Here is an 18,571-nt window from a genome sequence, read left to right as displayed (position 1 = left end):
CATTACATCCACACGTTATCGATCAAACGGGTCGTCCCGACGCGCGCTGCGACCAATACGATCGTATTGCCGATCACCACCTCTTTTAGCGACTCAAACTGACGGTTTACGACTGCGACATACTCCACATCTAACGGCTTAAGCAGATTCATCATAGCCTCTTTGATCTTCTCTGCATCCAAATTACCCTGCATCACCATTTTCGTCGCCTCTTTCAGTGCCGCGGAAAGCTTCAGTGCCTCTACCCTCTGTTTCTCATCCAAATAAACATTTCGGCTGCTCAGAGCTAATCCGTCTTTTTCACGAACTGTCTCCATCGGGACAATCTTGACATCCATAAAAAGATTCTCAACCATCTGCGTAATCAATGCCAACTGCTGCGCATCTTTTTTCCCGAAATAGACACGACTCGGACGTACCATATTCAGCAGTTTCATCACCACGGTAAGGACACCGTCAAAATGTCCGGGACGGGATGCACCTTCGAGGATGAATCCTCGCACATCCGGAGCACAAACTCGTACCTCATCAGACCCGTACATGGCTGCCACATCCGGATAAAAGAGGACATCCACTCCGCTCAGCTCGCAAATTTTAAAATCGGCCTCTTCGCGTCGGGGATATTTACTCAAATCCTCGCCCGGCAGAAACTGTGTCGGGTTGACAAAAATAGAGACAACAACCGTCTCATTCTCACGCCGTGCGGCTTCAATCAACGTTCGATGACCGATATGCAGAGCTCCCATCGTCGGGACAAACCCGATTGAGCCTCTCTTAGTATCAAGCGCAGCTTGAAGTTCTTGCCGTGAACGTGCGATAATCATCGTTTTAGCCTCTTTAGAATATAATCGCAATTATAATACAACCACAGGAATAAATACGTGGATCATTACGAATATACCGAATTACTTAAAACTTTGACAATCAAGATGCAAAACGTCACGGATGTCGTGCGACCGCAGGAAATCACAAAGCGTCTGGGCGAGATCGAAACCCTCGAAAATTCTGACGGTTTTTGGAACGATGCAGCCAATGCAGGAGTCGTACAAAAAGAGAAAACCCAGCTTGAACGCCGCCTTGCCAAATACTCCAAAACCTTTAATACCCTCGGTGATGCAAAAGACATCTATGATATGGCAAAAGACGAAGGGGACGATGAGACCATTGAAAGCCTTTTCGCCGATGCGGGAGAACTGGAAAATCAGGTCAAGTCGATGGAGATCGAAGTCCTCCTCAGCGGTGAGCATGACAGTCACAACGCCATCATCACCATCCATCCGGGTGCCGGTGGAACCGAGTCTCAAGACTGGGCGTCGATGCTGCTGCGCATGTATACCCGCTGGGCGGAACGGCATGACTTCACCGTCGAAATGCTGGACTACCAAGCCGGTGACGAGGCTGGTATCAAAGATGCCGCACTCCTCATCAAAGGGATCAATGTTTACGGGTATCTTAAAAATGAAAACGGTATTCATCGCCTCGTCCGTATCAGTCCGTACGATTCTGCGGCAAAACGCCATACCAGCTTTACTTCGGTCATGGTTTCTCCGGAACTCGACGATGACATCGATATCGAAATCGAAGACCGCGACATTCGCATCGATACCTACCGTGCATCCGGTGCGGGAGGTCAGCACGTCAACAAAACCGAATCGGCGATCCGTATCACCCATATCCCGACCGGTATCGTCGTGCAGTGCCAAAATGACCGCTCGCAGCACAAAAACAAGGCAACCGCTTTCAAAATGCTCAAATCCCGCCTCTACGAACTCGAGATGGAAAAAAAGCAAGCTGCCGTTGACGGAATCGAAAAAAGCGAAAATGGCTGGGGACATCAAATCCGTTCCTACGTCCTCGCTCCGTACCAACAAGTCAAAGACACCCGTTCCGGAATCCCATATTCCAACATCAGCAACATTCTCGATGGAGACATCGATGAAATGATCGAAGGTGTCTTAATCTCTCTTAGCCGCAAAGATGACGACGAATAATCAAAACACCATTCTCAAAGAGTGCGCGCTTCATGAGCCGTGCTCTTATATTTCAGGCAACTCACAAACCATCCATTATAAGGTCATTCAAGATTGCACGAAAGAGCAATGCGAAAATCTCATTTTACGGGGCTGGCGACGCTTCGGCGCGATGTATTTCCGTCCGATCTGTTCTGAATGCCGTGCCTGTGAAAGCCTCAAAATTGATGTAGAGAACTACACCTTCAGTAAATCCGAACGCCGAATCCTCCGTAAAAATGCCCATTTAACCACAATTATCCGCCAACCGACCCTCACACGGGAACATCTGTCCCTCTTTGATCGATACCACCGCTATAAACATCACACACGTGCCTGGGATGCCCCTAAAAGCGACCCGAAAAACTATTATGCATCCTTCGTCCACGGACACGGTGATTTTGGCTATGAAGTCCTCTATTTTGAGGGAGAGAAACTGATCGCTGTGGATCTGATCGATATTTTGGATGAGGGGATAAGTGCCCTGTATTGCTACTACGATCCCGAATACAATTCCCAATCGTTAGGACGGTATACCCTATTACAACAAATAGAATTTGCAAAGCGTTTAAATCTCAAATGGATCTATCTGGGATACTATGTCGAGGGATGCCAAAGCTTAACGTATAAAATCGATTATGCCCCTTCCCTCTATCTGAAAGGGCGACCGGAAGAAGATGAACAAGCACTATGGGATAGTTTTATTCCGCTCCGTTGATCATTCGTGAAACAAGACCACTTTGATCACTCTTTTCAGCAAGAACGACTCCGATAATATGAACGGCTATAAAAGCAAATAGACTCCATCCGAGATACATATGAACAGTCTCTACCGTATCCTTGGCTGAGCCTGCAAGCTTCCAATAGAGAGTTAGACCGCTGAGAGACATAGTCGCCAAAAGTAGATATACCGCCTTATAAAGTTTATAGACCTTCTGCATATGTGGATTATCATCAAAGCCGAATCCGTTTTTAATCACTAACGCAATTCGCCACACCAGCAGTACGGCTACCGTAATCCCTAAATATATATGCCAATCCCACATTGGACTTCTCACAGCTTTTCCAATAACAACTGCCTGTTCATCTGTAATAACTGTTCCGATTTCAGCGAGTTTCGTTTTGACGATCGAACCTATCTGAGATTTGTGCATAACACTCTCCCGCAATACAACGGTGATGAAAAGCCCAAACATGGCAAGCGCCTGTAACCAATGCCAAATTCTAAATGAAGATGAAAAATTACGATGCATATGAACTCCTTATATACGTTATCATATCACGAACCTTACTGTAAAGTATTAATACGAGATTAACATGCATGCTATCCACTATAACGATTCCCCTTTTATTCCGTCCAAAGTCGTCTGCATCGGGCGCAACTACGTCGAGCATATCCATGAGCTGAACAATGAAATCCCAGCCTCTATGGTCGTATTTAACAAACCTAATTCCGCCATCACCGATACCCTCCGTTTTATCTCCTCTGACACCCGTTTCGAAGGAGAAATCTGCTTTTTGATGATGAAAGGCAACATAGCCGGAATCGGTTTCGGACTCGACCTCACCAAAGCGGACATTCAAAACCATCTCAAAGCCAAAGGGCTTCCGTGGGAGAGAGCCAAAGGATTTGACGGTTCGGCAGTTTTAGGTAAGTTTGTCCCGTTTGATGGACCCCTGGAATCATTGCGTATGACGCTTCATATTAACGGTATATTGGTACAAGAAGCTACCTATGAGCTGATGATTTATAAACCGCTGGAAATGATTGAAGAAATAAAGAGTTTTATGAGTTTTGAAGACGGTGACATCATTATGAGCGGGACACCTAAAGGTGTCAGCACCTATAAAAAAGATGATGAATTTGTCGGTCGGATTTACAGTGATACAACATTACTCGTTGAAAGCCGATGGAGGGTTTTAGGCTAGATTTCTACTATCTCTTCACGCATTAATACCTGCAGATTTTCAACCGTTGCCGCTATTTTTTTTGTTTTGGCATGAACACCGTTTGCCGTTAACGGTGAATCACTCAATAAAGACTCCATATCCCCTTTAAAATCGGCGATGGCAAATCGATCTCCCCAAATTCTAAAGACAACATATTCCGGAAATTTTTCAGATAAATATGCTGCGAATTCTCCAATCAGTTCATTGCCCTTTTCCCAACCGTATTTCTTATTGTAGTGATGAAAATCGGACAATGAAATAATGTCGAGTGTCTCAGGCTGCACATGTTTCGTGCGGCCATTGATCATCATCATAAAATAGTCTTCATTATAAAGTTTTGTCAATCTGTCTCTAAAAAAGTAGCTGACCCTCTCTTCTTCAAGGGCACTGGAACCTATTTGGCTAATGGTCGTGTCAATGCTTAGCCCTGCTAGCACTTTGCAAGCAGCATTGACCACTGCCGGATGATACCATACGCCACTGAGTTCATTCAGTTCTATCAGCGACTCAGCGACCTCTTTTCTCGGTTTGTAGATACGATTCGTCGTCATGGCATCAAACGAATCGGCTACTGCAAGAATATGCCCTAACAATGGGATTTCACCCCCTTTTTTACCATTTGGATAACCGCTTCCGTCATAACGTTCATGGTGATCCAGCATGATCTCAGCCAATTCTTTATAAAAATGAACTGTAGAAAGCACCTCATACCCTGCAGCGACATGTTCTTTGATGAGTTCATACTCCAGAGGACTCAAACGTCCGGGCTTGAGTAAAATAGAATCGGGGGTCACTACTTTCCCGATATCATGAAGCTTAGCTGCTTCAACCAGCTGCTTAATTTCTTTCTCCGGAAGCTCCATCTCTCGGGCTATCAGCTCACAATATCGTGCTACCCTTTGAGTATGCCCAGCCGTATAGGTATCACGCTGCTCGATCATATTGACCAAGGCTTCGATAAAATTTTGATAGTTTCTGATTTGTTCCTCATGCAATACGTCGATGTGCTCGTTTTGAGAGAATGAATGATATGCAAATCCGATATCCCCTGCGAGTTCTTCAATCATGTTTTGTTCTTCGACACTAAACCCCGTCTCATGACCGGTGCATATCGTCAAAACACCGATTACTTCTTCCGAATAGGTACTCCGTTTCAGAGGCAGTGCATAAATCCCTTTTATTCCATACAGCTTGGCATTTTCCCGGCATGCTTCAGGGACGTTTTCATCAAAACGGGTAATCATTACCGATTTGCCCTCATCATATGCTTTTTGATCGATTGATGTAATAGTTTTAACATCCCCGACACCGTATGCAGCCATAACACTCAATTCATTTTTGATAACCATTGCAATCTTTGCACTTTTAAACGCTTCATTAGAACTCAAACACAGAGTCGCTTTGTCAATCAGTTCTTCTTTGCTCCGGGAAGTAATCAACATCTGATTGACATCCGCAACTGTTCGTAGAATACTTCTGAGATATTTTTCATTGAGATAGGCATTTTCCAACATTGAACTTTTTTCATACAGATGCTGTGTCTTCTCTGCCACCCTCTCTTCCAATGATGCATTGATCTCTTTTAATGCTTCTTTTGTCTCCCGAAGCTGCGCATTCATTTTGGCAATGTACACCAAGACAATCAGGGAGAATATCAACACTAAAATACCGATCAAAAGATATGTCCCGTATTTTTCTATTAAATACGAAAGAGCAGCTTTTTTGAGATACACATAGGGTCCGAGTTCCAATTCTTTGAGACATTCGTGAATGCTTTGATAATCGAGCGGTATCGTCCATCCAAGGCTATTGGATGCAATTGCCGCATCCGATTCCTCCGGCATTGAGATGAGCGCTACTGCTACTTTCTCGGCCAAATAAGCCGGTGTGTGTTTCGTTGTCGCAAATGGCCACTCAGGATAGAGACGGGTACTGGTTTGGTAAAAAAAATCGGGATAGTTCTTAGGGCTAATGACCGTAAAATTATTAATATCAATCTTCCCCTCTTTTGCCATTCGTTCGAGTGTATCGGTACGAACCGTTCCGGCATCAGCTTTACCGCGCTCAACTGCATGAACAACCGCTTCATGCGTTCCGTAAAATGTCGTTTTCAATGGATTCAATTTGACTTTATGCTCTTGTAATTCCCGCAATGCCATAATCCATCCGCCGAAGGAGTCTTGATTTACAGCAGCAAAGCGCTTATCACTCAAATCTTCAAGTTGCTTGATCTGTTTATTGGATGATCGCGTAAATATAACTCCGCCAAACTCGGTTTGAGCTTTGCCGTTCAGACCTTTATTCTTCAGTGTCGCAATTCTTGAAATACCGAACCTATATTCCAACTCGACATAATAGGCAGAATTTGTCACTACAAAGTCAATCTTTTGATCACGTAGATAGTTTGGGAAATCTTCGAATTTCAATGGAATAATTTTAAATGTATAGTCTGGAATTTTTTGATTTAGATATTCTGCGGTTGGGTTCCATGCACTTTGAGTTGTTGCAAAGTTTTTATGTGCCAGAACTCCGATATACACCACCTCTTTTGCGAAAAGGGACGATACCGATAACATTATTAAAAATATGATACTAACTATATTTGTTTTTCTCATACAACGATTATATCAAAATCAAAGAAAAAGGGGAGAAAAAGAGGATGTGCGCCAAAATGGCGCACGAAGGAGAAAAAATTAGCTGTTGCGTTTTTTGATAATTTCGTCTGCAACGTTACGTGGAACTTCTTCGTAGTGATCGAATTCCATAGAGTAACTAGCACGTCCTTGTGTTGCTGAACGTAGGTCAGTTGAGTAACCGAACATTTCAGACAACGGTACGAACGCGTCAACAATTTTGTTACCTGAACGGTCACCCATGTTGTTAACTTGTCCGCGGCGGCGGTTAAGGTCACCGATAACGTCACCCATAAAGTTTTCAGGAACTTCAACTTCAACTTTCATCATAGGCTCAAGGATAGCCGGATTCGCTTTACGCGCAGCTTCTTTGAATCCCATAGATGCAGCAAGTTTAAACGCCATCTCAGAGGAGTCAACCTCATGGTATGAACCGTCATACAATGCAACTTCGATATCTTCGATCGGATAACCCGCGAGAACACCTTTTTGCATTGCTTCTTTACACCCTTTTTCAACTGCAGGGATATATTCTTTCGGAATAACCCCACCTTTGATTTCGTTGTGGAAGATATAACCTGTTCCAGGTACACCCGGCTTAACACGGATATAGATGTGACCGAATTGCCCACGTCCACCCGATTGTTTCGCGTATTTGTACTCTTGGTTAACTTCAGCACGGATTGATTCACGGTATGCAACTTGCGGTGCACCGACTTCCGCTTCAACTTTAAACTCACGGAACATACGGTCAACAAGGATTTCAAGGTGAAGCTCACCCATACCGCTGATGATCGTTTGTCCTGTCTCTTCGTCAGTGTGAACGCGGAAAGATGGATCTTCCGCAGCCAATTTTGCAAGAGCGATACCCATTTTTTCTTGGTCCGCTTTTGTTTTTGGCTCAACTGCAACCGAGATAACCGGTTCAGGGAAGTGCATACGCTCAAGGATTACGCGATCTCTTTCATCACACAAAGTATCACCGGTAGTTGTGTCTTTAAGACCTACAACCGCACCGATTTCACCAGCATAAAGCGCTTTAATCTCTTCACGTTTGTTAGCATGCATTTTCAAAAGACGACCGATACGCTCTTTTTTACCTTTTGTGGTATTAAATGCATATGAACCTGACTCAAGAACACCGCGATACATACGTACGAATGTCAATTGTCCAACAAACGGGTCAGTCATAATTTTAAACGCTAGAGCAGCAAACGGTTCAGTGTCGTTTGATTCAACAACAACTTCTACCTCTTCATCTTCTTCCAATGTCCCTTTAATTTGAGCAACTTCTAATGGTGAAGGTAGGTAATCAACAACCGCGTCAAGAAGAGTTTGTACCCCTTTGTTTTTGAACGCAGTACCGCATGTCATAGGAATAATTTCCATTTTAAGACATCCGGCTTTGATCCCGCGCATGATCTCTTCGTTAGAAAGTTCACCCTCTTCGAAGAATTTCTCCATCAATGAATCGTCACCCTCTGCAGCCGCTTCCATCATTTTTGCACGATAGTCTTCCGCTTTTTCTAACAAATCTGCAGGAATTTCTTCTTCGCGGTAGTTTGAACCCATAGCCGCATCTTCATCCCAAAGGATCGCTTTCATTTTGACGAGATCGATAATCCCTTTGAAACCGTCTTCTGCACCGATTGGAAGTTGGATAGGTACCGGATTCGCTTTAAGACGATTGCGGATTTGCTCTTCTACGTTATAGAAATCGGCACCGATACGGTCCATTTTGTTAACGAAAACCATACGAGGAACCCCGTAACGGTTTGCTTGACGCCATACTGTTTCAGATTGTGGTTGAACCCCACCAACTGCACAGAATACAGCAACAGCACCATCAAGTACACGCATAGAACGCTCAACTTCAATGGTGAAGTCAACGTGGCCCGGAGTGTCGATGATGTTGATTTGTTTGCCGTTCCATTCACAGGTTGTCGCAGCAGAAGTGATGGTAATACCACGTTCTTGCTCTTGCTCCATCCAGTCCATAGTTGCAGCACCTTCGTGAACCTCACCGATTTTGTGTGATACACCGGTGTAGAACAAGATACGCTCAGTTGTTGTCGTTTTACCCGCGTCGATGTGAGCGGCGATACCGATATTTCTTACGTCTTCAAGTTTATGGGATCTTGCCATGTAATAGCCCTTAATAGAGTTTATAGTGGATTGGAGAATGATAACCCGAGAGGGTTATCAAAGGGTTACGAATATCTTACCAGCGATAGTGAGCGAACGCTTTATTCGCTTCAGCCATTTTGTAAGTATCTTCTTTACGTTTGAATGCTGTACCTTTGTCGTTTGCAGCATCTGATAATTCATTTGCCAAACGCTCTGCCATAGTGCGCTCGTTACGTTTGCGTGCCGCATCGGTTAACCAGCGGATAGCAAGAGAAAGTTGGCGTACAGGACGAACTTCTACTGGAACTTGGTAGGTCGCTCCACCCACACGGCGGCTTTTTACTTCGATAACTGGTTTGATGTTCTCAATCGCAGCGTTGAATACTTCGATACCTGATTTTTCACCACGTGAACCCATGATATCCAATGCACCGTACATGATTTTCTCAGCGGTACTTTTTTTACCGTCCCACATGATTTTATTGATGAATTTCGTCAATACTTTTGAACCATGAACCGGGTCAGGCATAATTTCGCGAACGGGCGCTTTTCTTCTTCTCATAATGTTTCCTTCAATGTTTTTTCATTTACTCAAAATACGGTCATCAGAAACCGAATCTTGTCAGACTAGTTGATTATTTTTTAGCCTTAGCTTTTTTCGTTCCGTATTTAGAACGAGATACTTTACGGTCTTTAACACCCGCAGTATCGAGAGCACCACGTACGATATGGTATTTAACCCCCGGTAAGTCTTTTACACGGCCGCCGCGAACAAGAACGATAGAGTGCTCTTGCAAGTTGTGACCCTCACCACCGATATAACTAATAACTTCAAACCCTGAAGTCAAACGAACTTTAGCAACTTTACGAAGCGCCGAGTTCGGTTTCTTAGGGGTTGTAGTATATACACGAGTACATACACCACGACGTTGTGGGCATGACACCAAAGCGGGTGATTTTGATTTTTTCACTACCGCTTGTCGCTCTTTACGAATAAGTTGGTTGATTGTTGGCACACAATCTCCTTTGTTGAAATGTTCCAGTAGAATTTTAGTCCGCTACTTAAAGGGGGACTAATAAACGCGCAATGGTATCTAATTTTTGATTAATTTGAGCTTATTTTAAGGAAGTTGTAAGTGTGAAGAAGAAAATCGGTGCCTGCTTTCACAGGCAACCGAAAAGATATTAATTAGTCGCCAAAAACCATTTTTTGATCTTTGTAGATACCGGTTCCGACCGGGATCGTACGACCAATGATGACATTCTCTTTCAAGTCGGTCAAATCGTCGATTTTCGCCGATACAGCCGCTTCCGTCAATACTTTAGTCGTATCTTGGAACGATGCAGCTGAGATAATCGAGTCAGCACTGACCGCAGCACGGGTAATACCTACAAGATACGGTTCAGCAATCGCAGGCTCTCCGCCGAGACGAAGGATTTTTTCGTTCTCCACTTTGAATTGTGCTTTAGAAACAACATCACCCTCGATAAATTTAGTATCCCCTGAACGGAGGATTTTGATCTGACGCAACATCTGAGTAAAGATAACTTCGATGTGTTTGTCCGCGATGTTAACCCCTTGACGGCGATAAACTTGTTGGACTTCACTGACAAGGTAGTTATACAATGCTTTGACACCCAAGATTCTCAAAATCTCGTGTGAGCTGACGATACCGTCGGTCAAACGCTCGCCGGCGTGAACGAACTCACCCGGATGAACCAATGCAACAAGATTTTTATCAACAAAGTACTCTTTAACCATTCCGTTATCCGAAGTAATCAAGATGCGTTCTTTTCCGCGAAGCGGTTTACCGAAGCTTACCACCCCGTCAAGTTCTGCGATAAGAGCGATCTCTTTAGGTTTACGTGCTTCGAAAAGCTCAGAAACCCGCGGAAGACCCCCGGTGATATCGCGTGATTTTTGGAGCGCTTTCGGTGTTCTCGCCAAGATATCCGCGACTTTAACATCGGCTCTATCTTGTGCAAAAATCGCTGTTTTCGGTTCAACCGCGTAACGGATAACTGAACCGTCATTGGCAGCAAGAACGATCGCCGGTTTGAATTCAGGAGCAACATATTCGTTGATCATCAAACGGGTTTTACCGGTGAGTTCGTCAAACTGCTCGGAAGCAGTAACTCCCGGAATAATGTCTTCGAATGTGATGACACCGTCGGTTTCAGAAATAATCGGATTCGAGTACGGATCCCATTCTGCTACAACTACTGATTCTTCTTTTACCGGTTTAGCGATCAAAGTATCTGCTTTGACCGCTTCGTTATCGCTTACTTCGATCACAGAACCGCGTGCAATATAGTGACGGATCGCTTCACGTTCTTCACTATCGGCAACAACGGCAAAAAGACCTTTTTCTTCAACACTGTGACCTTTTTTGATCTCATAATGTCGCTCAAGATAATCGCCTTTGAGAAGGTAGTATTTAACAACCCCTTTCTCTTTCGCGTAAATTTTTTGCGTGATCGGTGCACCGTCTTTTACTTGAATTTCTGACGCATACGGAATACGATTAGGTACATTCCATCCGTCTTTTATCGTTTCAACGATTGATTCATCCATTTTAACTGCTGTTGCAGATTCATACGGAAGGAAGAATTTACCTTCAATTTTACCGCTGACACCGGCAAGTTCGTTCGGTTTAGCCACTTCGTTTTTACGTAGGGTATAGCGAACGGTTTGGCTTTCGCCTTTAACACTGACGATGATCTCATCATGAATCGTTTGAATCTCTAACGTTCCGTTAAACGGCGCTTTGATTTTCGGTTCAACCAACAAGATTGCTGCATTACGACGGTTTGCAACGATTTGTTTACCCTCTTTTGAAAGGTAGGTTTTCATGTTGTGATAACGGATGAATCCCTCTTTCGTTGCAATGACTTGACGCTCTTCACGTGTACTTGATGCCGTTCCCCCGACGTGGAAGGTGCGAAGGGTCAACTGTGTACCCGGCTCCCCGATCGACTGAGCAGCGATGATACCGACCGCTTCACCGCGTTTAACGATTCCGCCGCTTCCAAGGTTAAGTCCGTAACATAGGGCACATACGCCACCCTCTGATTTACATGTTGTCGGAGTACGGATTTGAACCGATTTAATACCGGCTTCGATCACTTTAGAAGCTTTGATCTCATCGATCAATGTTCCCTCAGAATAAAGAATCTCATTCGTAATCGGGTCAATCGCATCTTCTGCCAATACACGGCCGTAAATACGGTCTTCGAGTGGTTCGATCAATTCATTACCGACAGAGATATCAGTCAGTTCAATCCCTTCATGTGTACCGCAATCGTGTTCAACGATTTTCACGTTTTGAGCAACGTCAACGAGTTTACGAGTCAAATAACCCGCATTCGCCGTTTTAAGTGCGGTATCCGCAAGACCTTTACGAGCACCATGGGTAGAAATAAAGTACTCAAGGACGTTTAGACCCTCTTTAAAGTTCGAAATAATCGGAGTTTCAATAATCGAACCGTCCGGTTTCGCCATCAAACCACGCATACCGGCGAGCTGACGAATTTGAGCCGCAGATCCCCGCGCTCCGGAGTCCGCCATCATAAAGATCGAGTTAAACCCGGCTTTATCGTTTTGGATCAATTCCATCATTCCGCCTGCGACGGTGTTGTTGGTATCTGTCCAGACGTCAATGATTTTATTATAACGCTCTTGCTCGGTCAATAGACCCGCTTCGAACTGTTTTTGAATCTCTTTAACACGGTTTTTAGATGCAACGATCAATCCCGCTTTCATTTCAGGGATAATGATGTCCGTGATAGAAATAGAGACACCCGATTTGGTTGCATATTTGAAACCGAGATTTTTCAAATCATCCAAGAATCCAGCTGTTACTGCAATACCGCCGTGTTTATTAACATAGTCAACCAACGCGGAGATATTTTTCTTTTTCATAACAACGTTCCACAATTCCGCAGGAACGAAATCCGGAAGGATCGACTGAAGAATCATGCGTCCCGCAGTCGTATGAATCACACGGCCGTCAACACGTGTACGCACTTTTGCGTGCAAATCAAGTGCATTATGCTCTAACGCGATCATAATCTCATCAACGCAGCTGAAAAGTTTATTCGATCCCTTCACATCATTTTTGCCAAGTGTCAAATAATATAGACCCAAGACCATATCTTGTGAAGGTGTCGCGATCGCTTTACCCGATGCAGGAAGCAAGATGTTCATAGAAGAGAGCATCAATACTTTACATTCTGCAATCGCTTCGGCACTGAGTGGAACGTGGACTGCCATTTGGTCACCGTCGAAGTCCGCATTGAAAGCGGCACAAACGAGAGGATGCAATTGGATCGCTTTACCGTCAATCAATTTCGGGTGAAACGCTTGGATTGAGAGTTTATGCAACGTAGGTGCACGGTTTAGCATAATCGGATAACCTTCTACGATTTCCGCTAAACATTCCCAAACTTCGTTGGTTTTCTCTTCGATCATTTTTTTAGCCGCTTTAACGGTTGTCGCATACCCTTTATCTTCAAGTTTTGCGATCAAATGCGGTTTAAATAGTTCCAATGCCATTTGTTTCGGCAATCCGCACTGATCCATTTGAAGGTTTGGTCCAACAACGATAACGGAACGTCCAGAGAAGTCAACACGTTTACCGAGAAGGTTTTGACGGAAACGCCCTTGTTTACCTTTGATGATCTCGGAGAGTGATTTCAACGGACGTTTGTTCGCACCTTTAACCGCATTTGCACGACGGCCGTTGTCGAATAACGCATCGACTGCTTCTTGAAGCATACGTTTTTCATTGCGGACAATAATTTCCGGTGCTTCAAGTTCGATCAAACGCTTCAAACGTTGGTTACGGTTGATTACACGACGATAGAGGTCATTGACATCCGATACCGCGAATTTTCCGCCATCAAGGCTGACCAACGGACGAAGTTCAGGAGGAAGAACCGGCAATGCTGTAAGCATCATCCACGCCGGATTGTTCCCTGAGTTCAAGAACGACTCGATAACTTTCAAACGTTTAACGATTGTTTTACGTTTTGCTTCAGAGTTTGTCCCAGCAACTTCTTCTTTCAAAGCTGAGAAAAGATCAACTAAGTCAAGTTCATCGAGCAATTCGCGAACCGCTGATCCACCCATCTCTGCTGAGAAACCGCTGTCCCCGTAACGTTGTACCAATGTACGGTATTGCTCTTCGTTCAATACGTCGTATTTAAGAACCGCAGAGGTTTGCTCACCGTCATAGTACGCTTCTCCGCCGTTTTTAACGATGTAGGCTTCGTAATACAATACGCGTTCAAGGTCTTTCATCTTCACACCGAGCAACGTACCGATACGGCTTGGAAGTGAACTGACGTACCAGATGTGTGCTACCGGAGTAACGAGATCAATGTGCCCCATACGTGTACGACGTACCTTTGCAGAAGTTACTTCAACCCCACATTTTTCACAAATAACACCTTTGTAACGCATCTTTTTGTATTTTCCGCACAGACATTCGTAATCACGAACCGGCCCGAAAATTTTGGCACAAAACAAACCGTCACGTTCCGGTTTAAGGGTACGGTAGTTGATCGTTTCTGGTTTTTTTACTTCACCGTGGCTCCATGAGAGAATTCTCTCCGGAGACGCGAGTCGGAATTGGATCTGTTTAATATCGACCGGACGATTATCTTCAGTTACGGCAACTGGTACTAATTTACTCATTGTCATCCACCTCGTCAAAAATCTCAATATCAAGCGCCAATGATTGGAGCTCTTTAGTTAATACGAAGAGTGTTTCAGGGATACCTGATGCTGGTACACTCTCCCCTTTTGTAATTGCTTTATAAGCACGTACACGTCCATCAACATCATCTGATTTGATGGTCAACATCTCTTTAAGAACAGCAGAAGCACCATATGCTTCAAGAGCCCATACTTCCATTTCCCCGAAACGTTGTCCACCGAAGAGCGCTTTACCCCCGACCGGTTGTTGTGTAACGAGTGAGTATGGTCCGGTTGAACGTGCATGCACTTTCTCATCAACCAAGTGATGAAGTTTAAGCATATACATATACCCGACGTTAACGCGTTCTTTCATTTTATCGCCGGTTTTACCGTCGTAAAGTTCCATTTTGCCGTCAGTGTCAAGTTTCGCCAACTCAAATAGTTTTGCGAATTCTGCTTCGGTAACCCCTTCAAAAATAGGTGTCGCGAATTTAACCCCTTTTGACCAGTCTTGTGCATAGCCTAGAAGCGTTTGATCATCCATCTCACCAAGTACTTTAGCCGCGTTCATAAGTCCTGCAACATCCGCAAATGTAATCATTTTACTGCGTAAGTCACCGATAAACTCTTTTTGTTTTGCTTCAAAAATATCTTGAATTTGGAATCCAAGCTCTTTACCGACCATACCAAGGTGCATCTCAAGGATTTGCCCGATGTTCATACGAGACGGAACCCCGAGCGGATTCAAACAAACGTCAACGGATCGTCCGTTCGCCATGTACGGCATGTCAACTTGAGGAACGATCGTAGAGACGATACCTTTATTCCCATGACGTCCCGCCATTTTATCCCCGACTTTGAGTTTACGTTTTGTCGCGATATAGACTTTTACGAATTTAACAACACCGTTAGGGAGGATGTCGTCTTTTTCCAAGATAGAGAGTTTTTCTTCGTGTTCGTCACGGAATTTTTTCTTCTCTTTTTGGAAGTGGTTTTTCGTTTGGTTGTATTTCTCTTGAATATCGTCGCTGAATGCTTTAACAACGTTATTCATCGCAAAACGGTTAACTTCTTTAAGATCGTCCGCTTTGACGTTTTCACCCGCTTTATACTCGTTGCCGTTGATGCTTACATCGCTTAGCAACGGATGCTTAGTGAGCAATGAGACGATACGAAGCATCTCTTCTTTATCGATCATCAAAAGACGATCGTAGTGTTCGCGTTCAAGTTCATCGCGCTCTTGTTTTTCAAGTTCTAGCGTACGTGGATCTTTGTCGTACCCTTTTTTAGTGAAGACTTTAACGTCAACGACAACCCCTTCCATACTTGGTGTACAGTAGAGTGATTTGTTAACGACATGACCCGCTTTTTCACCGAAGATAGCACGCAATAAACGCTCTTCAGGGGTCGGTTTTACTTCACCTTTCGGAGAAACTTTACCGACGAGGATCATCCCACCTTTAACATACGTACCTATTTTTACGATACCGCTGTCATCAAGATGAGAAAGTTCATCATCACGAACATTCGGGATATCACGTGTAATCTCTTCTACACCGTGTTTGAGTTCGCGCGCTTCCGCCTCTTTCTCATAGATATGAACGGAGGTAAACGCATCTTCGCGGATCATACGCTCAGACATAACGATCGCATCCTCGAAGTTATACCCGTTCCACGGCATAAACGCGACGAGTGCATTGATACCGAGTGCCAATTCGCCTTGATCCATATTCGGACCGTCCGCGATGATTTGACCTTTCGTTACCATTTGCCCTTGTTTAACGATCGGTTTTTGCAAGAACGTCGTATTTTGGTTGGTACGAAGATTTTTTTGCAACGGGTAATAATCGATAAAGGTTCCGTCTTCATCTTCACCCATCACGTAGATGTGTTTTGAATCGACTTTTTCAACGATACCGCTGCGATCTGCTTTAACACATTCCCATGAGTCGCGAGCAACGAGTTTTTCAACTCCGGTACCGACCATTGGTGCTTCAGGACGCAACAACGGCACAGCTTGACGTTGCATGTTCGATCCCATCAAGGCACGGTTCGCGTCATCGTGTTCCAAGAATGGAATCAAGCTCGCTGCAACACCGACAACCATATGTGGTGTCAAGTCACGAAGTTCACACTCTTTAGGAGAAACAAGAGGATATTCACCGTCTTGGCGCGTTTCAACCAAATCGTCCAAGAAGTTACCGTTTTCATCGATACGGCTTGATGCCGCAGCAATAACTTTTCCTTCTTCTTGGGTCGCTGTCAAATAGACAACTTCAGAAGTTACGACACCGTCTTTAACAACATTATACGGCGCTTCGATAAATCCGTGTTCATTAACTTTAGAATAAGTTGCCAACGTATTGATCAAACCGATGTTTTGTCCCTCAGGAGTCTCAATCGGACAGATACGTCCGTAGTGTGTCGGGTGAACGTCACGCACTTCAAATCCAGCACGTTCTTTTACAAGACCGCCTTCTCCAAGTGCTGAAAGACGACGTTTGTGGGTAACTTCCGATAACGGATTCGTTTGGTCCATAAACTGAGACAATTGTCCGCCGCTGAAGAACTCCATAATCGTAGAAGTGATCATTTTTGAATTGATCAAATCATGCGGCATCAACTCGGTGGTCGGACCGCTCATCGTGGATAGTTTATCTTTGATCGCTTTTTGCATTTTGATCAAACCATTGTGTAACTCGTTACCGAGCAACTCCCCGATTGAACGGATACGTCGGTTACCGAGGTGGTCACGGTCATCGATGTGACCTTGACCGTTTTTAACTTTTACGACGTATTTAACGGTATTGATGATGTCTTCATTCGTCAAAACAGTCACATATTCAGGTATGTTAAGACCCAATTTGTGATTCATTTTCATACGTCCGACGCGAGTTAAATCATAACGTTCAGGATCGAAGAAAAGTTGATTGACAAAAACTTTTGCCGCTTCTTTTGTTACCGGCTCACCAGGACGCATTACTTTATAAATACGAATCGCAGCAAGATCGTTTTCATCTTCAATAATTTCCGTTTGACGGAGTAGTTTTAATGAATCGGCATCCGCGATAAACGCGTTGATGATAGCGCTGTCATGTCCTTCTGCCAAGTCGTTCGCAATAACAAACTCTTTAACGCCAGACTCGATCATTTTTTTGAGTTTAGTCTCATCAAGCTGTGCCATCGTATCAAACATCACTTCACCGGTCACAGCATCAATGATCGGCTCAGCTAAATGACGTTCAATCAATGTTTCAATCGGATACTGAATCGCAGTAACACCGTCTGCAATCAATTTTTCCGCTTTTTTCGCTGAAAGACGTTTACCGGCAGCAACCAATAATTTTCCGTCGCTGTCGATCAAATCGTATCCTAAACGTCCTGCAAAATGTTCAGGATCGAAATCCATCAAATATTTGTTTTCTTCGACACGAATTTTTTGCAGTGGATAGAACATTTTTAAAATGTCTTGTTTACTGTATCCGAGCGCACGGAACATGATTGTAACCGGAACTTTACGGCGTTTATTGATACGCATGTAAAGAATATCTTTCGGATCGTACTCAAAATAAAGCCATGAACCGCGGTCAGGAATAATCTGACCGGTAAATATCATTTTGCTTCCGGCTGTAGTCGATTCTTCTTCTTTGAAGATAACCCCAGGTGAACGGTGGAGTTGATTAACAACAACACGCTCTACACCGTTGATGACAAAGGAAGTACGATCTGTCATTAAAGGAATGTCACGAATAAAAATGGTTTGTTCTTTAATATCTTTTACACCGGTTTTTTCTTTGGTGTTTTCGTCACGATCCCAAATCATTAGACGTGTTTTCATACGTAGCGATACAGAATAGGTCAATCCGCGTTCCATACATTCGCGTACAGTGTACTTTGGACGTCCTACTTCAGAACCTAAATATTCAAGTGAAAGACGGTTTTGAGAATCATGGATCGGAAATACCGATTGAAATACACGTTCGATACCACTTTTGGATCGATCTTTTTGATCCAACATCAAAAAGGATTCATAAGAACTTTGTTGAAGTTGTAACAAGTTTGGTACTTCAATTTGTTGGGGAGTTTTCGCGAAATCAACGCGCAAGCGGTTTCCGGAGTGAAGAGTGTTTAACATAGGCTACCTCAATCGA

The 18,571-nt window shown here is 44.0% G+C and carries 11 protein-coding genes; 3 read left to right on the top strand and 8 right to left on the bottom strand.

Features of this window, described 5'->3' with window-relative positions; all coding sequences use genetic code 11:
• Positions 1-2 precede the first annotated feature (2 nt).
• Positions 3-824 carry a pantoate--beta-alanine ligase gene (panC, locus tag PHE37_RS03635; RefSeq protein ID WP_299993635.1) on the bottom strand — a complete coding sequence of 274 codons (822 nt, stop codon included), beginning with the start codon at positions 822-824 and terminating at the stop codon, positions 3-5.
• 57 nt (positions 825-881) lie between these two features.
• Between panC and prfB the strand changes: the two genes are divergently transcribed.
• Both prfB and PHE37_RS03625 read left to right on the top strand, forming a co-directional pair.
• Positions 882-1,991: a peptide chain release factor 2 gene (prfB, locus tag PHE37_RS03630; RefSeq protein WP_299993636.1), complete on the top strand. Its 1,110-nt coding sequence runs from the start codon at positions 882-884 to the stop codon at positions 1,989-1,991.
• Positions 1,978-2,727, top strand: coding sequence for an arginyltransferase (locus PHE37_RS03625; RefSeq protein WP_299993637.1), 750 nt, complete (start codon positions 1,978-1,980; stop codon positions 2,725-2,727). Before prfB ends, PHE37_RS03625 begins: the two co-directional genes overlap by 14 nt.
• On the opposite strand, the gene PHE37_RS03620 is transcribed toward PHE37_RS03625, so the two are convergent.
• The gene (locus PHE37_RS03620; protein ID WP_299993638.1) at positions 2,711-3,262 is read right to left on the bottom strand and encodes a cytochrome b/b6 domain-containing protein; all 552 of its coding nucleotides are present in this window, start codon (positions 3,260-3,262) and stop codon (positions 2,711-2,713) included. The genes PHE37_RS03625 and PHE37_RS03620 overlap by 17 nt on opposite strands.
• A 64-nt stretch (positions 3,263-3,326) precedes the next feature.
• Between PHE37_RS03620 and PHE37_RS03615 the strand changes: the two genes are divergently transcribed.
• Positions 3,327-3,938, top strand: a complete 612-nt coding sequence (locus tag PHE37_RS03615; RefSeq protein WP_299993639.1) for a fumarylacetoacetate hydrolase family protein — start codon at positions 3,327-3,329, stop codon at positions 3,936-3,938.
• Here PHE37_RS03615 and PHE37_RS03610 read toward each other — a convergent pair.
• From PHE37_RS03610 to rpoB, 6 genes are all read right to left on the bottom strand, one after another.
• Positions 3,935-6,535 carry an HD domain-containing phosphohydrolase gene (locus PHE37_RS03610; RefSeq protein ID WP_299993640.1) on the bottom strand — a complete coding sequence of 867 codons (2,601 nt, stop codon included), beginning with the start codon at positions 6,533-6,535 and terminating at the stop codon, positions 3,935-3,937. The genes PHE37_RS03615 and PHE37_RS03610 overlap by 4 nt on opposite strands.
• A gap of 117 nt (positions 6,536-6,652) precedes the next feature.
• Positions 6,653-8,737: an elongation factor G gene (gene fusA, locus PHE37_RS03605; protein WP_300008220.1), complete on the bottom strand. Its 2,085-nt coding sequence runs from the start codon at positions 8,735-8,737 to the stop codon at positions 6,653-6,655.
• Positions 8,738-8,813: 76 nt separating this feature from the next.
• The gene (gene rpsG, locus PHE37_RS03600; RefSeq protein WP_300008218.1) at positions 8,814-9,281 is read right to left on the bottom strand and encodes a 30S ribosomal protein S7; all 468 of its coding nucleotides are present in this window, start codon (positions 9,279-9,281) and stop codon (positions 8,814-8,816) included.
• A 73-nt stretch (positions 9,282-9,354) separates the two neighbouring features.
• The gene (gene rpsL / locus PHE37_RS03595) at positions 9,355-9,735 is read right to left on the bottom strand and encodes a 30S ribosomal protein S12 (RefSeq protein WP_013461125.1); all 381 of its coding nucleotides are present in this window, start codon (positions 9,733-9,735) and stop codon (positions 9,355-9,357) included.
• A 173-nt stretch (positions 9,736-9,908) separates the two neighbouring features.
• Positions 9,909-14,417: a DNA-directed RNA polymerase subunit beta' gene (gene rpoC, locus PHE37_RS03590; protein ID WP_299996945.1), complete on the bottom strand. Its 4,509-nt coding sequence runs from the start codon at positions 14,415-14,417 to the stop codon at positions 9,909-9,911.
• The gene (gene rpoB, locus PHE37_RS03585) at positions 14,410-18,555 is read right to left on the bottom strand and encodes a DNA-directed RNA polymerase subunit beta (protein ID WP_299996942.1); all 4,146 of its coding nucleotides are present in this window, start codon (positions 18,553-18,555) and stop codon (positions 14,410-14,412) included. The genes rpoC and rpoB overlap by 8 nt, the downstream gene beginning before the upstream one ends.
• Positions 18,556-18,571: the final 16 nt, after the last annotated feature.

It is taken from the genome of Sulfuricurvum sp., from assembly GCF_028681615.1.
Taxonomy (GTDB): Bacteria; Campylobacterota; Campylobacteria; order Campylobacterales; family Sulfurimonadaceae; genus Sulfuricurvum.
The sequence above is the reverse complement of the archived record's forward strand: the minus strand, read 5'-3'. Positions and strand labels throughout refer to the sequence as shown.